General features: G+C 31.6%; 16 protein-coding genes. All 16 read right to left on the reverse strand.

The genetic code is table 11. From position 1 onward, the window contains the following. Nucleotides 1-239 (reverse strand): hypothetical protein (locus KDE13_RS09010; RefSeq protein WP_212143630.1); only part of this gene is annotated, 239 nt, incomplete at its 3' end. Further along, on the reverse strand, nucleotides 232-2,598 hold the full coding sequence (locus KDE13_RS09015) for a P-loop NTPase family protein (RefSeq protein ID WP_212143631.1): 2,367 nt from the start codon (nucleotides 2,596-2,598) through the stop codon (nucleotides 232-234). The genes KDE13_RS09015 and KDE13_RS09010, both read right to left, overlap by 8 nt. Beyond that, nucleotides 2,595-3,182: a transglycosylase SLT domain-containing protein gene (locus KDE13_RS09020; protein ID WP_212143632.1), complete on the reverse strand. Its 588-nt coding sequence runs from the start codon at nucleotides 3,180-3,182 to the stop codon at nucleotides 2,595-2,597. The genes KDE13_RS09015 and KDE13_RS09020 overlap by 4 nt, the downstream gene beginning before the upstream one ends. Further along, nucleotides 3,182-3,898 (reverse strand): hypothetical protein, encoded by a 717-nt coding sequence (locus KDE13_RS09025; RefSeq protein ID WP_212143633.1) that lies wholly within the window; start codon nucleotides 3,896-3,898, stop codon nucleotides 3,182-3,184. The genes KDE13_RS09020 and KDE13_RS09025 overlap by 1 nt, the downstream gene beginning before the upstream one ends. A gap of 9 nt (nucleotides 3,899-3,907) precedes the next feature. Continuing rightward, nucleotides 3,908-4,534, reverse strand: coding sequence for a hypothetical protein (locus KDE13_RS09030; protein WP_212143634.1), 627 nt, complete (start codon nucleotides 4,532-4,534; stop codon nucleotides 3,908-3,910). Then, entirely contained in the window at nucleotides 4,531-5,439 is a 909-nt protein-coding gene (locus KDE13_RS09035; RefSeq protein WP_212143635.1) for a hypothetical protein, read from the reverse strand. The genes KDE13_RS09030 and KDE13_RS09035 overlap by 4 nt, the downstream gene beginning before the upstream one ends. Then, complete coding sequence (locus KDE13_RS09040) at nucleotides 5,436-5,807, reverse strand: hypothetical protein (protein ID WP_212143636.1); 372 nt, start codon at nucleotides 5,805-5,807, stop codon at nucleotides 5,436-5,438. The genes KDE13_RS09035 and KDE13_RS09040 overlap by 4 nt, the downstream gene beginning before the upstream one ends. A 3-nt stretch (nucleotides 5,808-5,810) precedes the next feature. Then, nucleotides 5,811-6,599, reverse strand: coding sequence for a hypothetical protein (locus KDE13_RS09045; RefSeq protein WP_212143637.1), 789 nt, complete (start codon nucleotides 6,597-6,599; stop codon nucleotides 5,811-5,813). After that, entirely contained in the window at nucleotides 6,596-7,231 is a 636-nt protein-coding gene (locus KDE13_RS09050) for a hypothetical protein (RefSeq protein WP_212143638.1), read from the reverse strand. The genes KDE13_RS09045 and KDE13_RS09050 overlap by 4 nt, the downstream gene beginning before the upstream one ends. 10 nt (nucleotides 7,232-7,241) lie before the next feature. Continuing rightward, nucleotides 7,242-7,976, reverse strand: a complete 735-nt coding sequence (locus tag KDE13_RS09055) for a hypothetical protein (RefSeq protein ID WP_212143639.1) — start codon at nucleotides 7,974-7,976, stop codon at nucleotides 7,242-7,244. Next, nucleotides 7,973-8,461 carry a hypothetical protein gene (locus KDE13_RS09060; protein WP_212143640.1) on the reverse strand — a complete coding sequence of 163 codons (489 nt, stop codon included), beginning with the start codon at nucleotides 8,459-8,461 and terminating at the stop codon, nucleotides 7,973-7,975. The genes KDE13_RS09055 and KDE13_RS09060 overlap by 4 nt, the downstream gene beginning before the upstream one ends. A gap of 1 nt (nucleotide 8,462) precedes the next feature. Then, nucleotides 8,463-9,386, reverse strand: coding sequence for an AAA family ATPase (locus KDE13_RS09065; protein ID WP_212143641.1), 924 nt, complete (start codon nucleotides 9,384-9,386; stop codon nucleotides 8,463-8,465). A gap of 393 nt (nucleotides 9,387-9,779) precedes the next feature. Further along, nucleotides 9,780-11,621, reverse strand: a complete 1,842-nt coding sequence (locus KDE13_RS09070; protein WP_212143642.1) for a coiled-coil domain-containing protein — start codon at nucleotides 11,619-11,621, stop codon at nucleotides 9,780-9,782. 4 nt (nucleotides 11,622-11,625) lie between these two features. Next, nucleotides 11,626-12,402: a V-type ATP synthase subunit I domain-containing protein gene (locus tag KDE13_RS09075; protein ID WP_212143643.1), complete on the reverse strand. Its 777-nt coding sequence runs from the start codon at nucleotides 12,400-12,402 to the stop codon at nucleotides 11,626-11,628. Beyond that, entirely contained in the window at nucleotides 12,402-13,406 is a 1,005-nt protein-coding gene (locus KDE13_RS09080; RefSeq protein WP_212143644.1) for a hypothetical protein, read from the reverse strand. Before KDE13_RS09080 ends, KDE13_RS09075 begins: the two co-directional genes overlap by 1 nt. Nucleotides 13,407-13,474: 68 nt before the next feature. Beyond that, entirely contained in the window at nucleotides 13,475-14,413 is a 939-nt protein-coding gene (locus KDE13_RS09085; protein ID WP_212143645.1) for a hypothetical protein, read from the reverse strand. Nucleotides 14,414-14,514 lie beyond the last annotated feature (101 nt).

Raw genomic sequence — 14,514 nt, forward strand, 5'->3', positions numbered from 1 at the left:
TAAGTAATATCTAAAATTTGAATAACTGCTATAAAAAATATACAAAAGAAAGCGTGAGCGAAAAAAGCCGTCATAATCACGCTTACAATGTTAAAACCGCTTGTAGTGTTGTCCTTTGCTCTTGATATACCTCTTAACAAAAGTGCTGAAAAGGGCATAATTGCAAAGACTAATGCTCCTATACCAAAAACCATAGCTGTTGTTATTAAATGCGTTCCTGTGCTGAATTCATTACCCATTTTTTTGCTCCAAGTTAAAAAGCTTATTTATATCATTTGGATTTGTTGTAAATAGCTCTTTTTCAATATCGCTAACCTGTAATTTTAGATTAAATACGCCTTTTAGATACCATATACAAAGCTCGTAACGCTCGGTATTGTTAAGGCTATCTATAACATTTTGACTAGGCTCAAAATACTTTATAACCTCGCTTATTAAGTCGTTTTTCTTTTCAGGCGTTAATAAGAAAATTCGTGTATCTACAACTTTTAAAATTTTGCTAGGTATATGCTCTAACTGCTGAGCGATTAAAATTAAATGCATTCCATATTTTCTAGCTTCAAGTGCAAGTTTTTCAAGCAACACTGAAAAATAAGGTATTCTAAAAAAGTTTGCACTCTCTTCCATAATATAAAGCTTTTTAGATATAGGCTTTTTAGCTCTCTTACACTCTATCGCATACGCTCTATCTTTTAAGTAAGTTCGTTGAAATATAGCAACGAAAATAGGTGTAAATAAACTGTTTTCTTTATAGTTGTTTAAATCCATACTTAAAAAATCTGCATTTATGGTATCTTCATTATCAAAACCTGAAAAATATTTAAGATTTTTTACGTTTTCAAGCTTTTGTGTCAAACCACTATAAACTAAACGCTCTTTCTCTGAATTTTGATGACTTTCCTCTTCTACCTTTGATACTTTTATTACATCTTCAAGCTTAGGTTTTTTCAAAAAGTTGTATTCCTCAGGCAGTGTCTTTACATAAGTATTTCTATTTACTCCGTCAAGCTGTAAGACTTTTTCTCTTAGATTTAAATTTTCTATTTGGCTTACCCTGTAATCCTGAAATTCTTTTCTTTTATAAATCCTTGTTAAAATTTGTCTAAAAGCAGTAACTTCACTGATATTTAAAGGTTCGCTACCCTCTTGCGACTGTAAAATAATATTTATAAGGTCACATACAAAAACCAAATCACTCTCAAATGCTTCGCTGTTTGTATCGTCTAAGTTACAAATATTGTAGTTAAAATTTGAAAATTCGCTCTCAATATGTGCTATGTTATTGTTAGTATTTTGCTTTAAAAAATTAAGCAAATTCTCGTTACTAAAACCTATGTCGTAATATCTAACCAAAACTTTATCTTTGCCTAAGTTCTTTGCAAAAGCATTACTAAAATCAACGTCTAGCATTGTTGTTAGTATCTTTTGCATTGTAAAGCTTTTTCCTGCTCCTGTATTTGCAATAATAAAGCTATGAGGGTTATCGTTTTCGTTTGCAAAGCTATAATTGATAAAACCGCCGTTTTTATCAAACCCCCAAAAATCAGCATTTCTAGTTCTTGCTTTTTGAACGCAACTTATGTAATTACCCATAAAACTAAGCGGTGCTAAATAATCAAACTCAGTATCTCTAAATTTTAGTGGTGTTTTTTGCAAGGTGTTCTTCTTGAAAATATCTTTTTTCAAAAAATCCACTTTTAATGCCGTGCCAAAATTACCTATAATACTTTCGTCTATCTCTTTAAAATGTGCAGTGCTGTTAGCTACAACTAAATCTATATTGCCTGTATCGTAAGCCTCTTTAAGCTCTATAAATCCACTTTTATTACCCGTCCATTTTGCAGTATTTATAAGTCTTGACAAGTGATTTTCTACCTGTCTTTGCTCCAAGTCAAAAAAAGTCCATACAACGCCTTTAAAGTCCATTTGTAAGATTTTAGGTATATCTGTTTTTTGCACTCCCTCAATAGTCTTGTAGCTTTGATATAAGTCTATGTTGTTAAGATTTTGATACATATTTTCTTTTGTAACTTTATGAAACATTTGTGAATTTGCTTCAAACTCATTGTCAAAATTTAAGTAGATATTTCTATGTATATCTTTGTCCTTGATATAAAAGTTATTTTGTAAATAAAGGTCTAAAATCGTGTTTGCTATCTCTCTACCACTCATTAAACCAATATTGAATTTATCTGCGATAGTCTTTAAAAGATTTTTGTTATAGCTGAAAATATACTGTCTATGATAAATACCATCTTTAAAAATTACATAATAGAAAAATGCGTTAGGCTGATTTTTATAAGTCCTATAAATCCCCTTAACATCGTTATCATCAAGAAAATTAGGCGTATTTGAATACCCCTCTAACTTAACGCCGTAAAGAATTTTATACATTGTGTTAAGTCTTACATAATCATCGCCTATATCGTCAATTATAAGCCCTTTATTGCTATAAAATGTATTTAAAAGCCCTTGAAAAGGAGCTATAATCTTTAAAAAGAGTGTTTTATTGATAAAGTTTTGAGCCTTTTCGGTTTGATAACCAAAATATAGTGCCATACCTGCTAAAATTAACAATACCAATATAGGTGCGTTCATTTATTATCTCCAAAAAAAGTGTTATAGTTTGTTACAAATTTTATAAAATAATCATATTTGCTTTTTTGCTTAAATCCCTTGTTATAGCACTCAATCGCATTTTTTAAGTCACTGTATTTAGCCACACAACCACTTAAAACTTTTGCGGACTTGTTAATGTTATAATCAGGCTTAAAAATAAATTCAAGCTCATTTTTAGATAGATTTTGTTTAGAAATTTGCATAACGCCAAAATCTATATTAAAATCTCTGTGCCATAAAATATCAGCTAAATTTATGATATTTTGTTCGCTGTTTGCACTTATTGAAACAATATACCTACCGACTTTGCCATATTTAGAAGCCTTGATTTTAAAATCACTAGAATTTAGCCCATTTTTAAGGGTATTGATTAACATCTTGTCTGTTGTGATGAAACTTATTATATACGGCTCAAAGTTACTTTCTATACTCGCTATCGTGTATAAAGCTCTACTATCAAAGTTATTTTTTACCGCTATTTCTTTTAGTGAGTTAGCTATCTCGTGCCTAATGTCTGCAAATAGCAAAAACGGCGTTGCAAGTATAAAAAGCAAACTTTTCATCAGCTACCTTTCGTTACAGGCTCTATATAAAATGTTTTTATATACATACCATAAGGATTTGCCTCAGTGCTACGCTCTAAGTTAAAATCCCCACTCGCTTTTATGCGTATAAAACCATTCTCAGCTCTATACTTGCCCTGTGCCAAAATATAGCTTTGACTTGCTACTTTGATTGATAAATCTATTGTATAAGTATTTTCGTTATACTCAAAAGAATTTATAGTATAGTCTTTTATGTTGATATACTCAGGTAATTTATTCTGTGCGACTGCACTTATAAGCCACTGTATATAACTTATAAATTGACCTACCGACGTTTTGTTTTCTTTATCCAAAAAATTCAGATAAATACCGCCCAAGCTCTTTGAATTCTCCAAAATATCCTTATACTCTTTTATGTTTGAATTTTGAAAATTATCCGTTAGTTGCGACCTTGACGCTACAAAGTTATTTACAAATATACTAGTTACATATTGTTTTAAATACTCGGCTTTCAAAGGTGTTTTTTCAACTTTTATAGCCCTGCCGTCAATAGTTGTTAAAACGACTTTTGAGTTATTTTCGTAAATGACCTTTTCAAGTGCTTTCATCTGATTATTGATTGAGTTTATCTCCCAAGCAATAACTATAATAGCCACAACCAAGCCCCAAAAGATAAATTTCCAATTTCTACCGAAAAATAACTCTGTTTTAAAGCTCAGTTTTTCATTTTGCATTTTTACGTCCTACTTACAAATTTTGTATTGTTCGCAAAAGTTATCTTTTTCCGACCTGTTAAAAAACATAACTTTTATTCTGTCGTTCGGTTTATCAACGCTATATACTAAATTTGCTGTTTTTAATATATCTTCGTTACGCCCTGTATTCTCAATAGAAATAGTTACGATTTCTTGATTATTATCAGCCTTTTTAGGTATTGAGCCAACTCTGCTATCTCTCGTGCCTGTATAAACGCTATTTCTAGCCTCTAACGGATTATTAGTAACCGTTTCAGGATTAGGATTTGTCGGCAACGTGTTAAATTTGCTAAAAATATCAGCTATATTTAGCTCTTTTTCAATTCTGCTAGGCTGTATTTCAATTTTAACATTGCCGTTCTCATCAAACCTTTGCCATACTTTCGGATAGGTAACATATCCTTTTTGTAAAAAGTATTTGCCTACTTCGTAAGCTCTAATTTCATTTTTATACTTCGCAAGTATTTTTTTAGCTTCCTCAAAGGCTTCTTTCACGCCTTGCTCGTAACCTTGCTTGTAACCTGCTTCAACGCCTCTGTTGTAAAAAAACTCTTCGGCTTCACTAGCAAACATAAAATTTGCCAATACTAAACTTGCCAATACTATTTTTTTCATTGTAACGGCTCTCCTTTTTTATCAATAATTAAATCTATGTAAATTTTGCTTCCACCCTTGACTTCATAAAGAAACGGTAAGTCTTTTTTTAAGACGTCGGCTGTCGTCTTTACGATACCGCTTACAATATCAATAGCCCCCTTTATGATATAATCACTTGCTTTTGGCTCTTCTGTGTTCTTGCTCTGCACTGGTGCGACATAGCTACTGCCGCCGCTTCCGACTTGCACGTATTCCACAGTTTCATTTTTTCGGCTATCTTTCACTTCCTGCAAATACTCGCTACTTTGAGTTTTAAATACGTCGGCTGTTTGGCTTGTGCTTTCTAGTGCTATTGTTGCCAATTTTCTATCATTTACAAAAGTTGCTATGTTATAGCTCGTTCGTGCCTCGTTTAAAACTCGTGAGCTAATAACCTTATAACGCCAATTTTTAAACTCTATATAAGCAGGGTCATAAATAAGAGTATAAGCCTTATTTACAGGCGTTAAATTGCCAAAAATTTCAAGTTGTCCTATGTTTGTATTACAAATAAATTTTCCACCGCTAGGCTGATAACCTACATTTATATCATCTCTAATTAAGCAAAAACCAAAAACAGTAGCGTTACTGTCTTCACTTGCTATTGTTTGCGGTATGTTAGATGATGAGTTTGTATCAACTATATTAATTAAACTCGCTTGTCTAGTTTCAACCTCTACATTATTATTTGCCCTATTCCACAGATAAAAGTTATAAAGTGCCTCACGCTGAAAAAATTCTCTTGTTTGATAGTTATATCCGCTGTCGCTCTTTCTTTCTTGCACGACATTTTCTCCGTATGCACTACCTCTTATGATATTTTGGTCTTCTAGGTTTGCAAAAAGCGTAAAAGGCAATAATATTAAAAAAACTAATCTTTTCATTTCTTAGCCCCTTTCTCAACCGTCTTTATATCGTCTAACTCTCTTTTTGATATTTCTAGTCCTGTTTGCCAAATAGAGTTACGATTATACCTATGCGGATTTATTGCCTTGTCATAATGTAACTCTGTGAAATTTGTTTCGTCTAAGTCTTGTATGCTGTCCTCATTTGCGTTTTTGTCAGTTAAAATGAGCTTTGCATATCTATCAAAATCTGTCTTCGCCTCTTTGCTTATTTTGCCCTCTTTACTAAATGTGTAATTTCTAGGTAAGACAACTTCGTTATTTTCAGGCAAAGGATTTGTTTGAGTTTTAAAAGTGCAACCTGTAAAACACAAACTAGCAACTAAAATAAAATATATTGTTTTCATCGCTTATCTTTCTAAAAATTTAACGTCTTCTTCTCTTATGTATAAATTGTCGTTTTTCTCTTTCACGTATTTATTACCTTTACTGTCAGTAATAGTTTTTTCATAAGCAAATTTATTCATATCTGTAATGCCTACTCTTACTAAAATATGACTGTTTTTGCTATCACTGAGCGGATTTCTTTCTAGTGCAAAAATTTCAGTCTTATTTTTGCGAGGTATAAAATAATTCTGCTCTGTCGTTATAGGCTCTATGCCTTTTTCTATTTGCTTATCTGTGATAATGCCCTTAGTTAGCTTTTTATTGTAGCTATCTCCGCTCCAATCGCTATATTCAGCCCTTTTTATGCTACTTTCCACAATATTACGCTTTAAAATGTAGAAATTTCTGTTTAGGATAGGCTTTGCGTATTTAATCTTGCTATCGTTACGCTCTTTCTCAACCTTAACATTTAAAAGACTTTCTAAACGCTCTTTTGCTATATCTCTGTCTGCTTCACGCAAAAAGCTACCAAAATACATTTTTTCGCCTGTGTAAATCGTGTCTAAAAAACCATTACTAAAAGCCACGTATTGAGTAAGCAAAATTTCGTTAGACGACATTTTGTCTGTTTTTGCATAAAGCATTTTGTCATAATTGAAATTTATAGCTCTATTACTATTGCTACCGTTGATAAGTTCAAGTTCAATAGCTTTTACCGCCATTTCAAAACCACACTTAAAATCTATATCGTTTGCACTTGTAAAAGTTGCATTTAATGCCAACGCTAAAAATAGCACCTTGATATTTTTCATTTTCTTAACTCCTTAATTTCTCCGTAAAATTCAAATGTTACGCTGTTTATTGTTACTTTTTTAACTTTAATATCTTTGCTTAGGCTGTCACCCTCGTAAAAATTCTTGCCATTAATATTAAAAAAGTTAGTTTTTATACTTACCTTTTCGTTTAAAACTTGCCACTCTTTGGCTTGTAAGTCCTTTTCGTTTATATTTTTTAAACGCTCTAATTCCGCCTCATTTTTAACCTTTGCTTCCTGTCGTGCTTGTTCTTGTGCTTGTTCTAACTCTTTTGCTTTTTGTTCTGTGCTTTCAAGCTCAGGCTGTGCTACGTCGTTTTGCTTAATCTCATTAAGTACATTTACGTTATATGCTGTTGCTTCATCAGGTTTTGACTCAGGCTGTGCTACATTATTAACTACGCTTTCTTGTTCGTTTTTAGTAGGCCGTGTTTGTTGTGCCTGTGATATTTTTTGTCTTTCCTGTGCCTGATCGCTATTGCTAGGTAATGAAAAGATATAAAAAATTCCTGCACCCAAAACCGCCAATAAACCAACCATAATCACAAGCGTGTTATCTTTTTTCTTTTTAGGCTTTTTCTCCTCTTTTGGTGTTTGTATAGGTATGATATTTTCTTGATTAAGTGCCATTTTACGCCCCCTACATTTGATTACCTGTATCAATACGATACTTCACATTACCAACGCTTACAGTGCCAAATTTATTGTCTTTAATTATCCTGTAAGTCATACCGTCAATTTCAATATAGCTATACTCTTCTTTTGGATATTTGCCATAAGTTTTCACATATAAATTCATAACCTCAAAATCATCACGACGACTGACATTTTCAAAGTTATAAACCAAATTTAACTTCTCGTCCGTCTTGCTTCTATCGTATTTTTCTACAATAAAGTTAGCTACATAATTCTTCTCTTTTAGGCTATATATAACCGTTAAGTTCGCTATTTTAAAGTCTTTTTTTACTCTTAGTAAAATTGTGTTTTGCTCGTATTTTATGGTTATAGGCTCTACGCTTATATCAACGCTACTTATTACGCTACCTGATGGTAAAAGTATTGTTGTCGTAAAATAAGCGTGTGTTTGCAACCTTTCAACCGTGCTAATCGGTTTATTTATAGGCTTATAGTTAAGCAACGCTTCGTCAAATTCATCAAACAAATACTTTAATTCTGTATCTCTGTCCTGTAACTCTTTGAGCTGTTTTTCGTCCGTGTTGAGATAAAATTCTTTAATTTTTAGGTCATTTTGCCCTGCGTTTGAATTTAAAATCTCCTGTTCGGTAAGCGGTCTAAAATTTTGCGGTGCTAGTGGATTTATATCCGCACTAAACGCTAAATTTGCCATTAAAACCAAAGGTATTATTCTTCTCATTTCTCGCCCTCTAAAATATAGAAATTTGCAATAATTTTGTTATTATTGTTTTTGATACAGTAAATTTTTCTCTTTAAGTCGCTATAAAACATAAAGAAACAAAGAATTGATAGTGTGTATTTTACGATATACGGCAAACTTTCTAAGTAAAAATATCCGCTAATGATGATACCTGCGAAAGCCATATATACAAAAATCTTGCTAGTATATAAAATCATGATAGCAAGAGCTAGTGATAGTAAATACTGAAACATTTTGATAAACTCAAATGAAAAATCAAATTTCGTATAGGCTACTACAAAAAATAAGACGATAGGTAGGTATTTTAAGCAAAGAAAAGCTTTGTTGCTAAAATCATAAAATTTATGATTAAAAGCCTCTTTGTCGCCATTATTTATCTCGCCTGTGTCAAAATTTATATTAGCCTGTTGTGATTTCATACCCCAAAAAAGAAATGGAATTTTAGTAACTAAAATATCTTGCATTTTAAATCTCCACAAAAAGCTCTTTTTGAGCTAAAATCTTTGCAATACCCTTTTGAGAGGTTTTTATTATAGGGATAAAAAGTTTTATATTTTTTTCTATATCCTCTTGCGTGATAGAGCCTTTTGCTATCATCAAAAATTTAAGCCTTTTAATAAAACTTTGTATTTCTGACGGCGTATAGCAAAATCTATTAGCTTGTAAGTTGCTATCTCTATATTCGTTTTCTATTTCTGCGATAATATCGTCAATGCAATATATGCTAGTCAAAATCTCTAAATCATATTTTTTGATATACATTTCAAAAAGTGCGTGAGCCGTTTCAAGATTAGGTAAATTTACGAAAAACAACTCATCAAATCTACCACGCCTGATAAGTGCAGGTTGATTTTCTAGTATACTTTCTAGGTTATTTGCAGTAGCAAAAATCAAAATATCCAAATTTGGATATTCACTACCATTGTCGCCTAACGATGATAAAATCGTCATTAATCTACCCGTAAGAGAGTCGTCAGCGTTGCCTACCATTTTTTCTATCTCATCAATCAGCAAAATAGTTTTTTCGTTCTGAGAGTTTAGATAATTAAAAACTTCATTTAGTTTATTTATCGGACTGCCTGTTTCTTTTAAAACTTCTAAATTTAGCATTATTAAAGGGCGTTTTAGTTGTCCTGCCAAGCACGTTGGGAAAAAAGTTTTACCTGTGCCTGGCACGCCAATTAAAAAAATGCCTTTGCTTTTATATCCGTGCTGTTCTGCTATTTCTAGTTGCGAAACATACTCTTTTAATGCCTCAGCTCCGCCAACGTCGGATAATGTAAAATGGCTGTTAATAACACTAATGCCAAGTTTTTTCTGTAATGCCTCAGCTTTTGTAACACCGTTACTTATATCTTGCGAGGTTAAAACACCGTCAAAATTTGGCAAAGTTATTGTTGTTAAAAATTCTTCATATTCTTTCGGTGCTTCATAAGGTGCAATAAAAATCGTTGCGGTAGATTTTTTGAGAAGGCTTTGTATATCGTCAGAACTAGGAAATTTTATTAAAAATGAGAAATTTAAAATTTTCTCTATTTCTTTATGAGCTGTGTTTGTATAGTATAAATTGTCTTTTGCATATAACCAAAGAGAGCTATTTAGTAGGGTCTCCCCCCCCCCCCACTTTTGGGTTTTGAGAAACTATATCACTAAACGCCTTTTTTAAAGACTGTGCTATAAAATCTCTTGTTTTATTGTCCGACATTTTTTAATCCTCTTTCTTACATTGTGCGTAATTATACAATAAAAAATAATGTATTGTCAATTATTTTACAATAAAATTTATTTTTGTCTATGTATATTACCTTCTTTTTCTATATTTGTATTACTCTCTTCTCTCATTTTGTCAATAGTGCCGTCCGTTGCAAAGATACTTTCATCAATCAGACTTTTTCTTTTCGGTGCGATAACATTATTTTCAGGCTCGTTAGTTTCTGTCTGCTTTTGCTCTGTTTTCTCTTTCAAAGCTTCGTTTAGTGCGTTATTCTGAGCCTGTTGTTCTTTCAAAGCTTCGTTTAGTGCGTTATTCTGAGCCTGTTGTTCTTTCAAAGCTTCGTTTAGTGCGTTATTCTGAGCCTGTTGTTCTTTCAAAGCTTCGTTTAGTGCGTTAATGCTATTTAAAAAGCTTTGATTATCTCTTATTATCTGCTCATATTTAGAATTTAATTTGTCTAGCTGTTTGCCAAATAGCTCATTTTGTGAATTTAGTCTTGCTATAAGCTCATCTTGACTGTTAAGCTCGTTGTCTTTTTCGGTAAGCTCATTTTTGTAGTGCTGTATCTCGTTTTTGTAGATATTATCAAGCTCATTAAATTTCTTTTTGCTCTCGGCTATTAAAATTTTTTTCTCTTCTTCGTGTTTAGTGCCTAAGTTTGAAATTTCTATATTCTTATTCTGCACTGTGCTTTTTAAACTACTAATAGTTTCTTCACGCTTAGTAATTTCATCGTTTTTAGCTTCAATTTTGCCGTTTAGTGCTGTTATCTCTTTTTCTTTATCGTCTATTTCGTTCTTTAAAACCATAACTTCTAAAATATCTTTTGTTAAAAATGTGCTAGCCATATTCACAACGTGGTCTTCTCTATATTTTTGCTTTGCATAATTTAAAGCTTCAAAGATACTCATACCGTCATTAGCTATTTTTTCTTGCATATCACGATAAACTACTTTTGCTTCACGCTCGGCTTTGTCTAAGCGAATTCTTAATTTTTCTTGCTCTTTTTTAATATATTTTTCTATACTCTCGTTTATAACTTTATCTAAATTCTTTGCGTCTAAATTCTTTGGTATATCAATGCGAATTTCTGTATTGCCCTCTTTTACAATCTCTTGGCTTGTGCTGTCCTCGCTTAGGCTCTGTCTTTTTTCTGCACTCTCTTTTACAATCTCTTCTCTCGCCTCTTGCCGTATAATTTTCTCTTTTATCGCCTTTTGCTTAACCTCTTCTTTTTTATCTGCTGTGTTTAGAATATCGTCCGCCGTTGTGATTATCTCTCTTACTTCATTATTTGCACCGACATACTCAAATTTGAAATCTACTCCGTTCTCTTTTGCTAGTTCATAACATAAGCCACTAAGGACAAAATTATTATCCTTTGCACTTTTAAAGCTATCCTGCATTGTCGCTGAATTTTTAGACTTAACAATCGCTATACGCTCATTTTCATCAAAAATTCCTCTTCGGTTGTAAATAAAGGTTAGAGTATTCTTTGCTTCGTCATAAGTTCTAAAATCCGCAAAGCTTCTACTGTTAAAGCTCAGAAAAGTATCGTAAATTTCTTTATTATTAACTTCGTCGTTATATAAAGTTACCTTTACATAATCCTCAGTTTCAAGCATTTTAATGTTTCTGCCTGTAAGAGCTGTGCTTATTCTAAAATCAAATTTACCAATATCACGTCTTACTGCCTCTGATAATTGATTTAAGAAAAAATCCGCTTTTTCGTTCAGCTCCGCCACGTTCGCAAATGTAAAAGCATAATCTAGGTTGTGCTTTTTCATATATTCGTAAAATTCGTTCTCTGTGCCTTGCCAAAAACTCATAAATGCGTTATATGGTCTTTGTGAAAAGTTAGATATATTTAAGTCCTCTAACTTAGCAGGTTCAATCTCAATAGTCATCATTGCTTTATCTCCTTTGTTTTCTTACTGATGATTTTTCTTGCCAACTACTCATAAGCTCGTCGGTCGTTTTTGCTCTCTCAACTCGCTTAAACTCTCTTGTTTGATATGCCTGTTTTGAATTCTCTCTAAATTCTGCTTTTAATTCATCTATAAAATCTGATTTGAAATTTCGTATTTCGTCCAAGCTCTCTTTTAAGCTCTCTCTTATTTCATTACGTCGCTCGGTTCGTTCTTTAATTTCTCTTTGATTATCTACCTCTTCATCTGTTTTTTCAACCCTTAATGTGCCTTTTTCTTCGGTTATATAAGCAGGTGTGTAGTTGTTATTTACTGCACTTTCGTAACTATCTTCATAATTTCTAGCAACTAAAAACTGTGCTATTAAATCCTGTGCGTGTTCTGCGTTTGTGCCAACGTATTGTATATGAGGGCTATTTATTTCTCTATCTTGCAAGTGTAGCTCTACAACGCCGTTTAAATTTAGCCCTTGCAAATACTCTTCTAAGTTCTCTAAAAAGTTTTCTATCTCGCTATAAACTATTTTTCTGCACCATATATTAGCAGTCTTAACTTCGCCGTGCTGAGATAAGTAAGCTAGTAAATTTGTCTTTAATTCTTTTGCACCTGTAAAGGTTAATTTAGGGTCTTCACGCTTGGCAACAACGTTTGATATAGCTTTTTCAAACCACACCTTTACCTTTTCATCTTCAATAAGCAAAATTGCGTTTTTTGCTTCTCTTAAAAGGCTACGGCTATTGCTACTACGTGCGGATTGTATCATCAGTTATCCAAGTTCTTTACAAAAGTTTCAAGTATATATCGCCTTAAAAAAGGGTCAAATACTATGTGTTTATTCTTGTTCTCTTTGACTTTGATTATAATATCATCGCTTTCAAGTCGTGAAATCATCTTAGAAATATGGCTCTTATCTCCGATTTTAAAAAATAGTGCTTCATAAGGGCTTATATCGTTAGCTATTGCATATAATACACTCGTGATATATTTTTTGCCACGTAACGGATTAAGTTTTAGTAAAAAGTAGTTTTGGTAATTTTTATAAATTTTATCAATCACACAATCCAAATCATAAATAGTCAAATTATCTTTTCTAATCAGTGCTAGTTCATCGCATATTCGCTTAATGTAAAAAATAAGTCCGTTTGTCTTGTCTATAATTGCATAAACTATTTTCATATCAATTTTTAATTTGTTATCATTAAAGAAATTTACAACAAAGTGGGTTAGCTCCTCTTTGCTTTGTTGCGGTAACTCCTCTACACTACAAAATCCGTAAAGCTCACTATTTACATTTTTAAATAAATCCACGCCGTCACTGTTGTTTAGCGTAAAGCAAAATATTAAATTTTGGCATTGTATAAAGCAGTCATTAAAAACCTTGATAAAATCCTTGTTTTTAAAAGCCTGTATTGTATTGATTTTCTCAAAATTATCTATAAACAGATAAAAGCTAGTATTGTCTTTTGATACATTATTGCAAAAAATTTCAAAAACGTGTTTTATTCGTGCAATATCTACCTCAAATAAATTGTCAAATGAGATTTTAAAAAAGTCTTGTGAGGTCTGCTTGAAAAATAGATATAAATCATCTATGTTGTAGATATTATTCATATCTAAAAAAACTTTTCTTTTCGTTTTTAGTTCATCGTATATTGTTTTTGCAAAGTATGTTTTGCCTGAAAACTCAGGGGCATATAGAGCCAAGCTCTCTCCGTTTTTAATTCTTTCTTCAAAATCACAATAAAATCTTTGCCTTGCGAGTTGCATTTTTTAAAAAGCCTTTCTTTTTTTAGTTGTATCGTATTATACAATAATTTTATATATCTTTCAAAGTCTTATAAAAAATCAGGGTCGTTTTTATTCGGCAAATATTCAGGTTCATTGTCAAATAAAGTTTTTTGCTCTTGTTTATGCACTTTTTCTAATTCAAGTCTAATTTTTAAATTTTCTGTTTCAGCTTTCTTAGCTTCTGCTTCTGCTTTTTTCACTTCAATATCAAGTCTTTTAGCTTCGTTTTGGGCGTTAATAATTTTTAGTTCAAGTTCTTTATTACTATAATTTTTTATATCTTTTACAGGTTCTACTATCTCAGCATTAATTGCATTGTCTTTTTCAGCTATTACAATTTCTGTATTTTGGCATCTGTTGTCATCGCTTAGCTCTTGTCGTATCTCTCTTATTTCGTGATTTTCTAAATTTTCTGCTACTTCATCAAAACCATCATATTTAGTTTCAATTTGAATTTGTTGTTTCATTTCTAGTGTCTTAAAATCAAAATCAGTTATTACTGTTTGTCTTAAAGACTTCATTTCATTAAAACTTCCTTTTCCAACTAATTGAGGATTGACAAGATATTCATCTCCAATATATGCTTTTATACCAAATTTATCACTATGTTCTTCATCTATTTTTAATAATATGTTTTTTTCTATTAAGCCACTTAATGCCCTTGATACAGAGCTATCAGACAAATTTGTTCCAACCTTTATAAGCTTACGGAGTGAGCCATTTATTTTTACAACATTTAAAAAAGTAATTTGTGATAATATAAAAATAAGGCTTTGTCTTTCAATATTTGAAATAGCATTGCTTGACAAATAACCTATATTGTCAATGTATATTTGTATAAAACCGTGTCTATTTTTTTCTTTTACAAATTTTATCTCTTTTTTATCTACCAACTCGCCTGTATTGAAATCAACGCTGTTTATTTCTTGCGTATAGATAGTTGTAGATTGTTTATTATCGTCCAAAATTTCTATTTCATTTTGCATTTTCTTTTTCTCCTTAGAAAAAATTTTCATTATTATAACATACTTTTTCATAAAATAATTGTTTCTTTGCGTAAATACGCAAAAATAATTTAAAAAATAAA

It is taken from the genome of Campylobacter anatolicus (assembly GCF_018145655.1).
Classification (GTDB): domain Bacteria; phylum Campylobacterota; class Campylobacteria; order Campylobacterales; family Campylobacteraceae; genus Campylobacter_A; species Campylobacter_A anatolicus.

Bases quoted from the DNA above. Each gene is read 5' to 3' on its own strand.
- KDE13_RS09015 (WP_212143631.1), bottom strand. From the start codon at position 2,598: ATGAACGCACCTATATTGGTATTGTTAATTTTAGCAGGTATGGCACTA.
- KDE13_RS09020 (WP_212143632.1), bottom strand. From the start codon at position 3,182: ATGAAAAGTTTGCTTTTTATACTTGCAACGCCGTTTTTGCTATTTGCA.
- KDE13_RS09025 (WP_212143633.1), bottom strand. From the start codon at position 3,898: ATGCAAAATGAAAAACTGAGCTTTAAAACAGAGTTATTTTTCGGTAGA.
- KDE13_RS09030 (WP_212143634.1), bottom strand. From the start codon at position 4,534: ATGAAAAAAATAGTATTGGCAAGTTTAGTATTGGCAAATTTTATGTTT.
- KDE13_RS09035 (WP_212143635.1), bottom strand. From the start codon at position 5,439: ATGAAAAGATTAGTTTTTTTAATATTATTGCCTTTTACGCTTTTTGCA.
- KDE13_RS09040 (WP_212143636.1), bottom strand. From the start codon at position 5,807: ATGAAAACAATATATTTTATTTTAGTTGCTAGTTTGTGTTTTACAGGT.
- KDE13_RS09045 (WP_212143637.1), bottom strand. From the start codon at position 6,599: ATGAAAAATATCAAGGTGCTATTTTTAGCGTTGGCATTAAATGCAACT.
- KDE13_RS09050 (WP_212143638.1), bottom strand. From the start codon at position 7,231: ATGGCACTTAATCAAGAAAATATCATACCTATACAAACACCAAAAGAG.
- KDE13_RS09055 (WP_212143639.1), bottom strand. From the start codon at position 7,976: ATGAGAAGAATAATACCTTTGGTTTTAATGGCAAATTTAGCGTTTAGT.
- KDE13_RS09060 (WP_212143640.1), bottom strand. From the start codon at position 8,461: ATGCAAGATATTTTAGTTACTAAAATTCCATTTCTTTTTTGGGGTATG.
- KDE13_RS09070 (WP_212143642.1), bottom strand. From the start codon at position 11,621: ATGATGACTATTGAGATTGAACCTGCTAAGTTAGAGGACTTAAATATA.
- KDE13_RS09075 (WP_212143643.1), bottom strand. From the start codon at position 12,402: ATGATACAATCCGCACGTAGTAGCAATAGCCGTAGCCTTTTAAGAGAA.
- KDE13_RS09080 (WP_212143644.1), bottom strand. From the start codon at position 13,406: ATGCAACTCGCAAGGCAAAGATTTTATTGTGATTTTGAAGAAAGAATT.
- KDE13_RS09085 (WP_212143645.1), bottom strand. From the start codon at position 14,413: ATGCAAAATGAAATAGAAATTTTGGACGATAATAAACAATCTACAACT.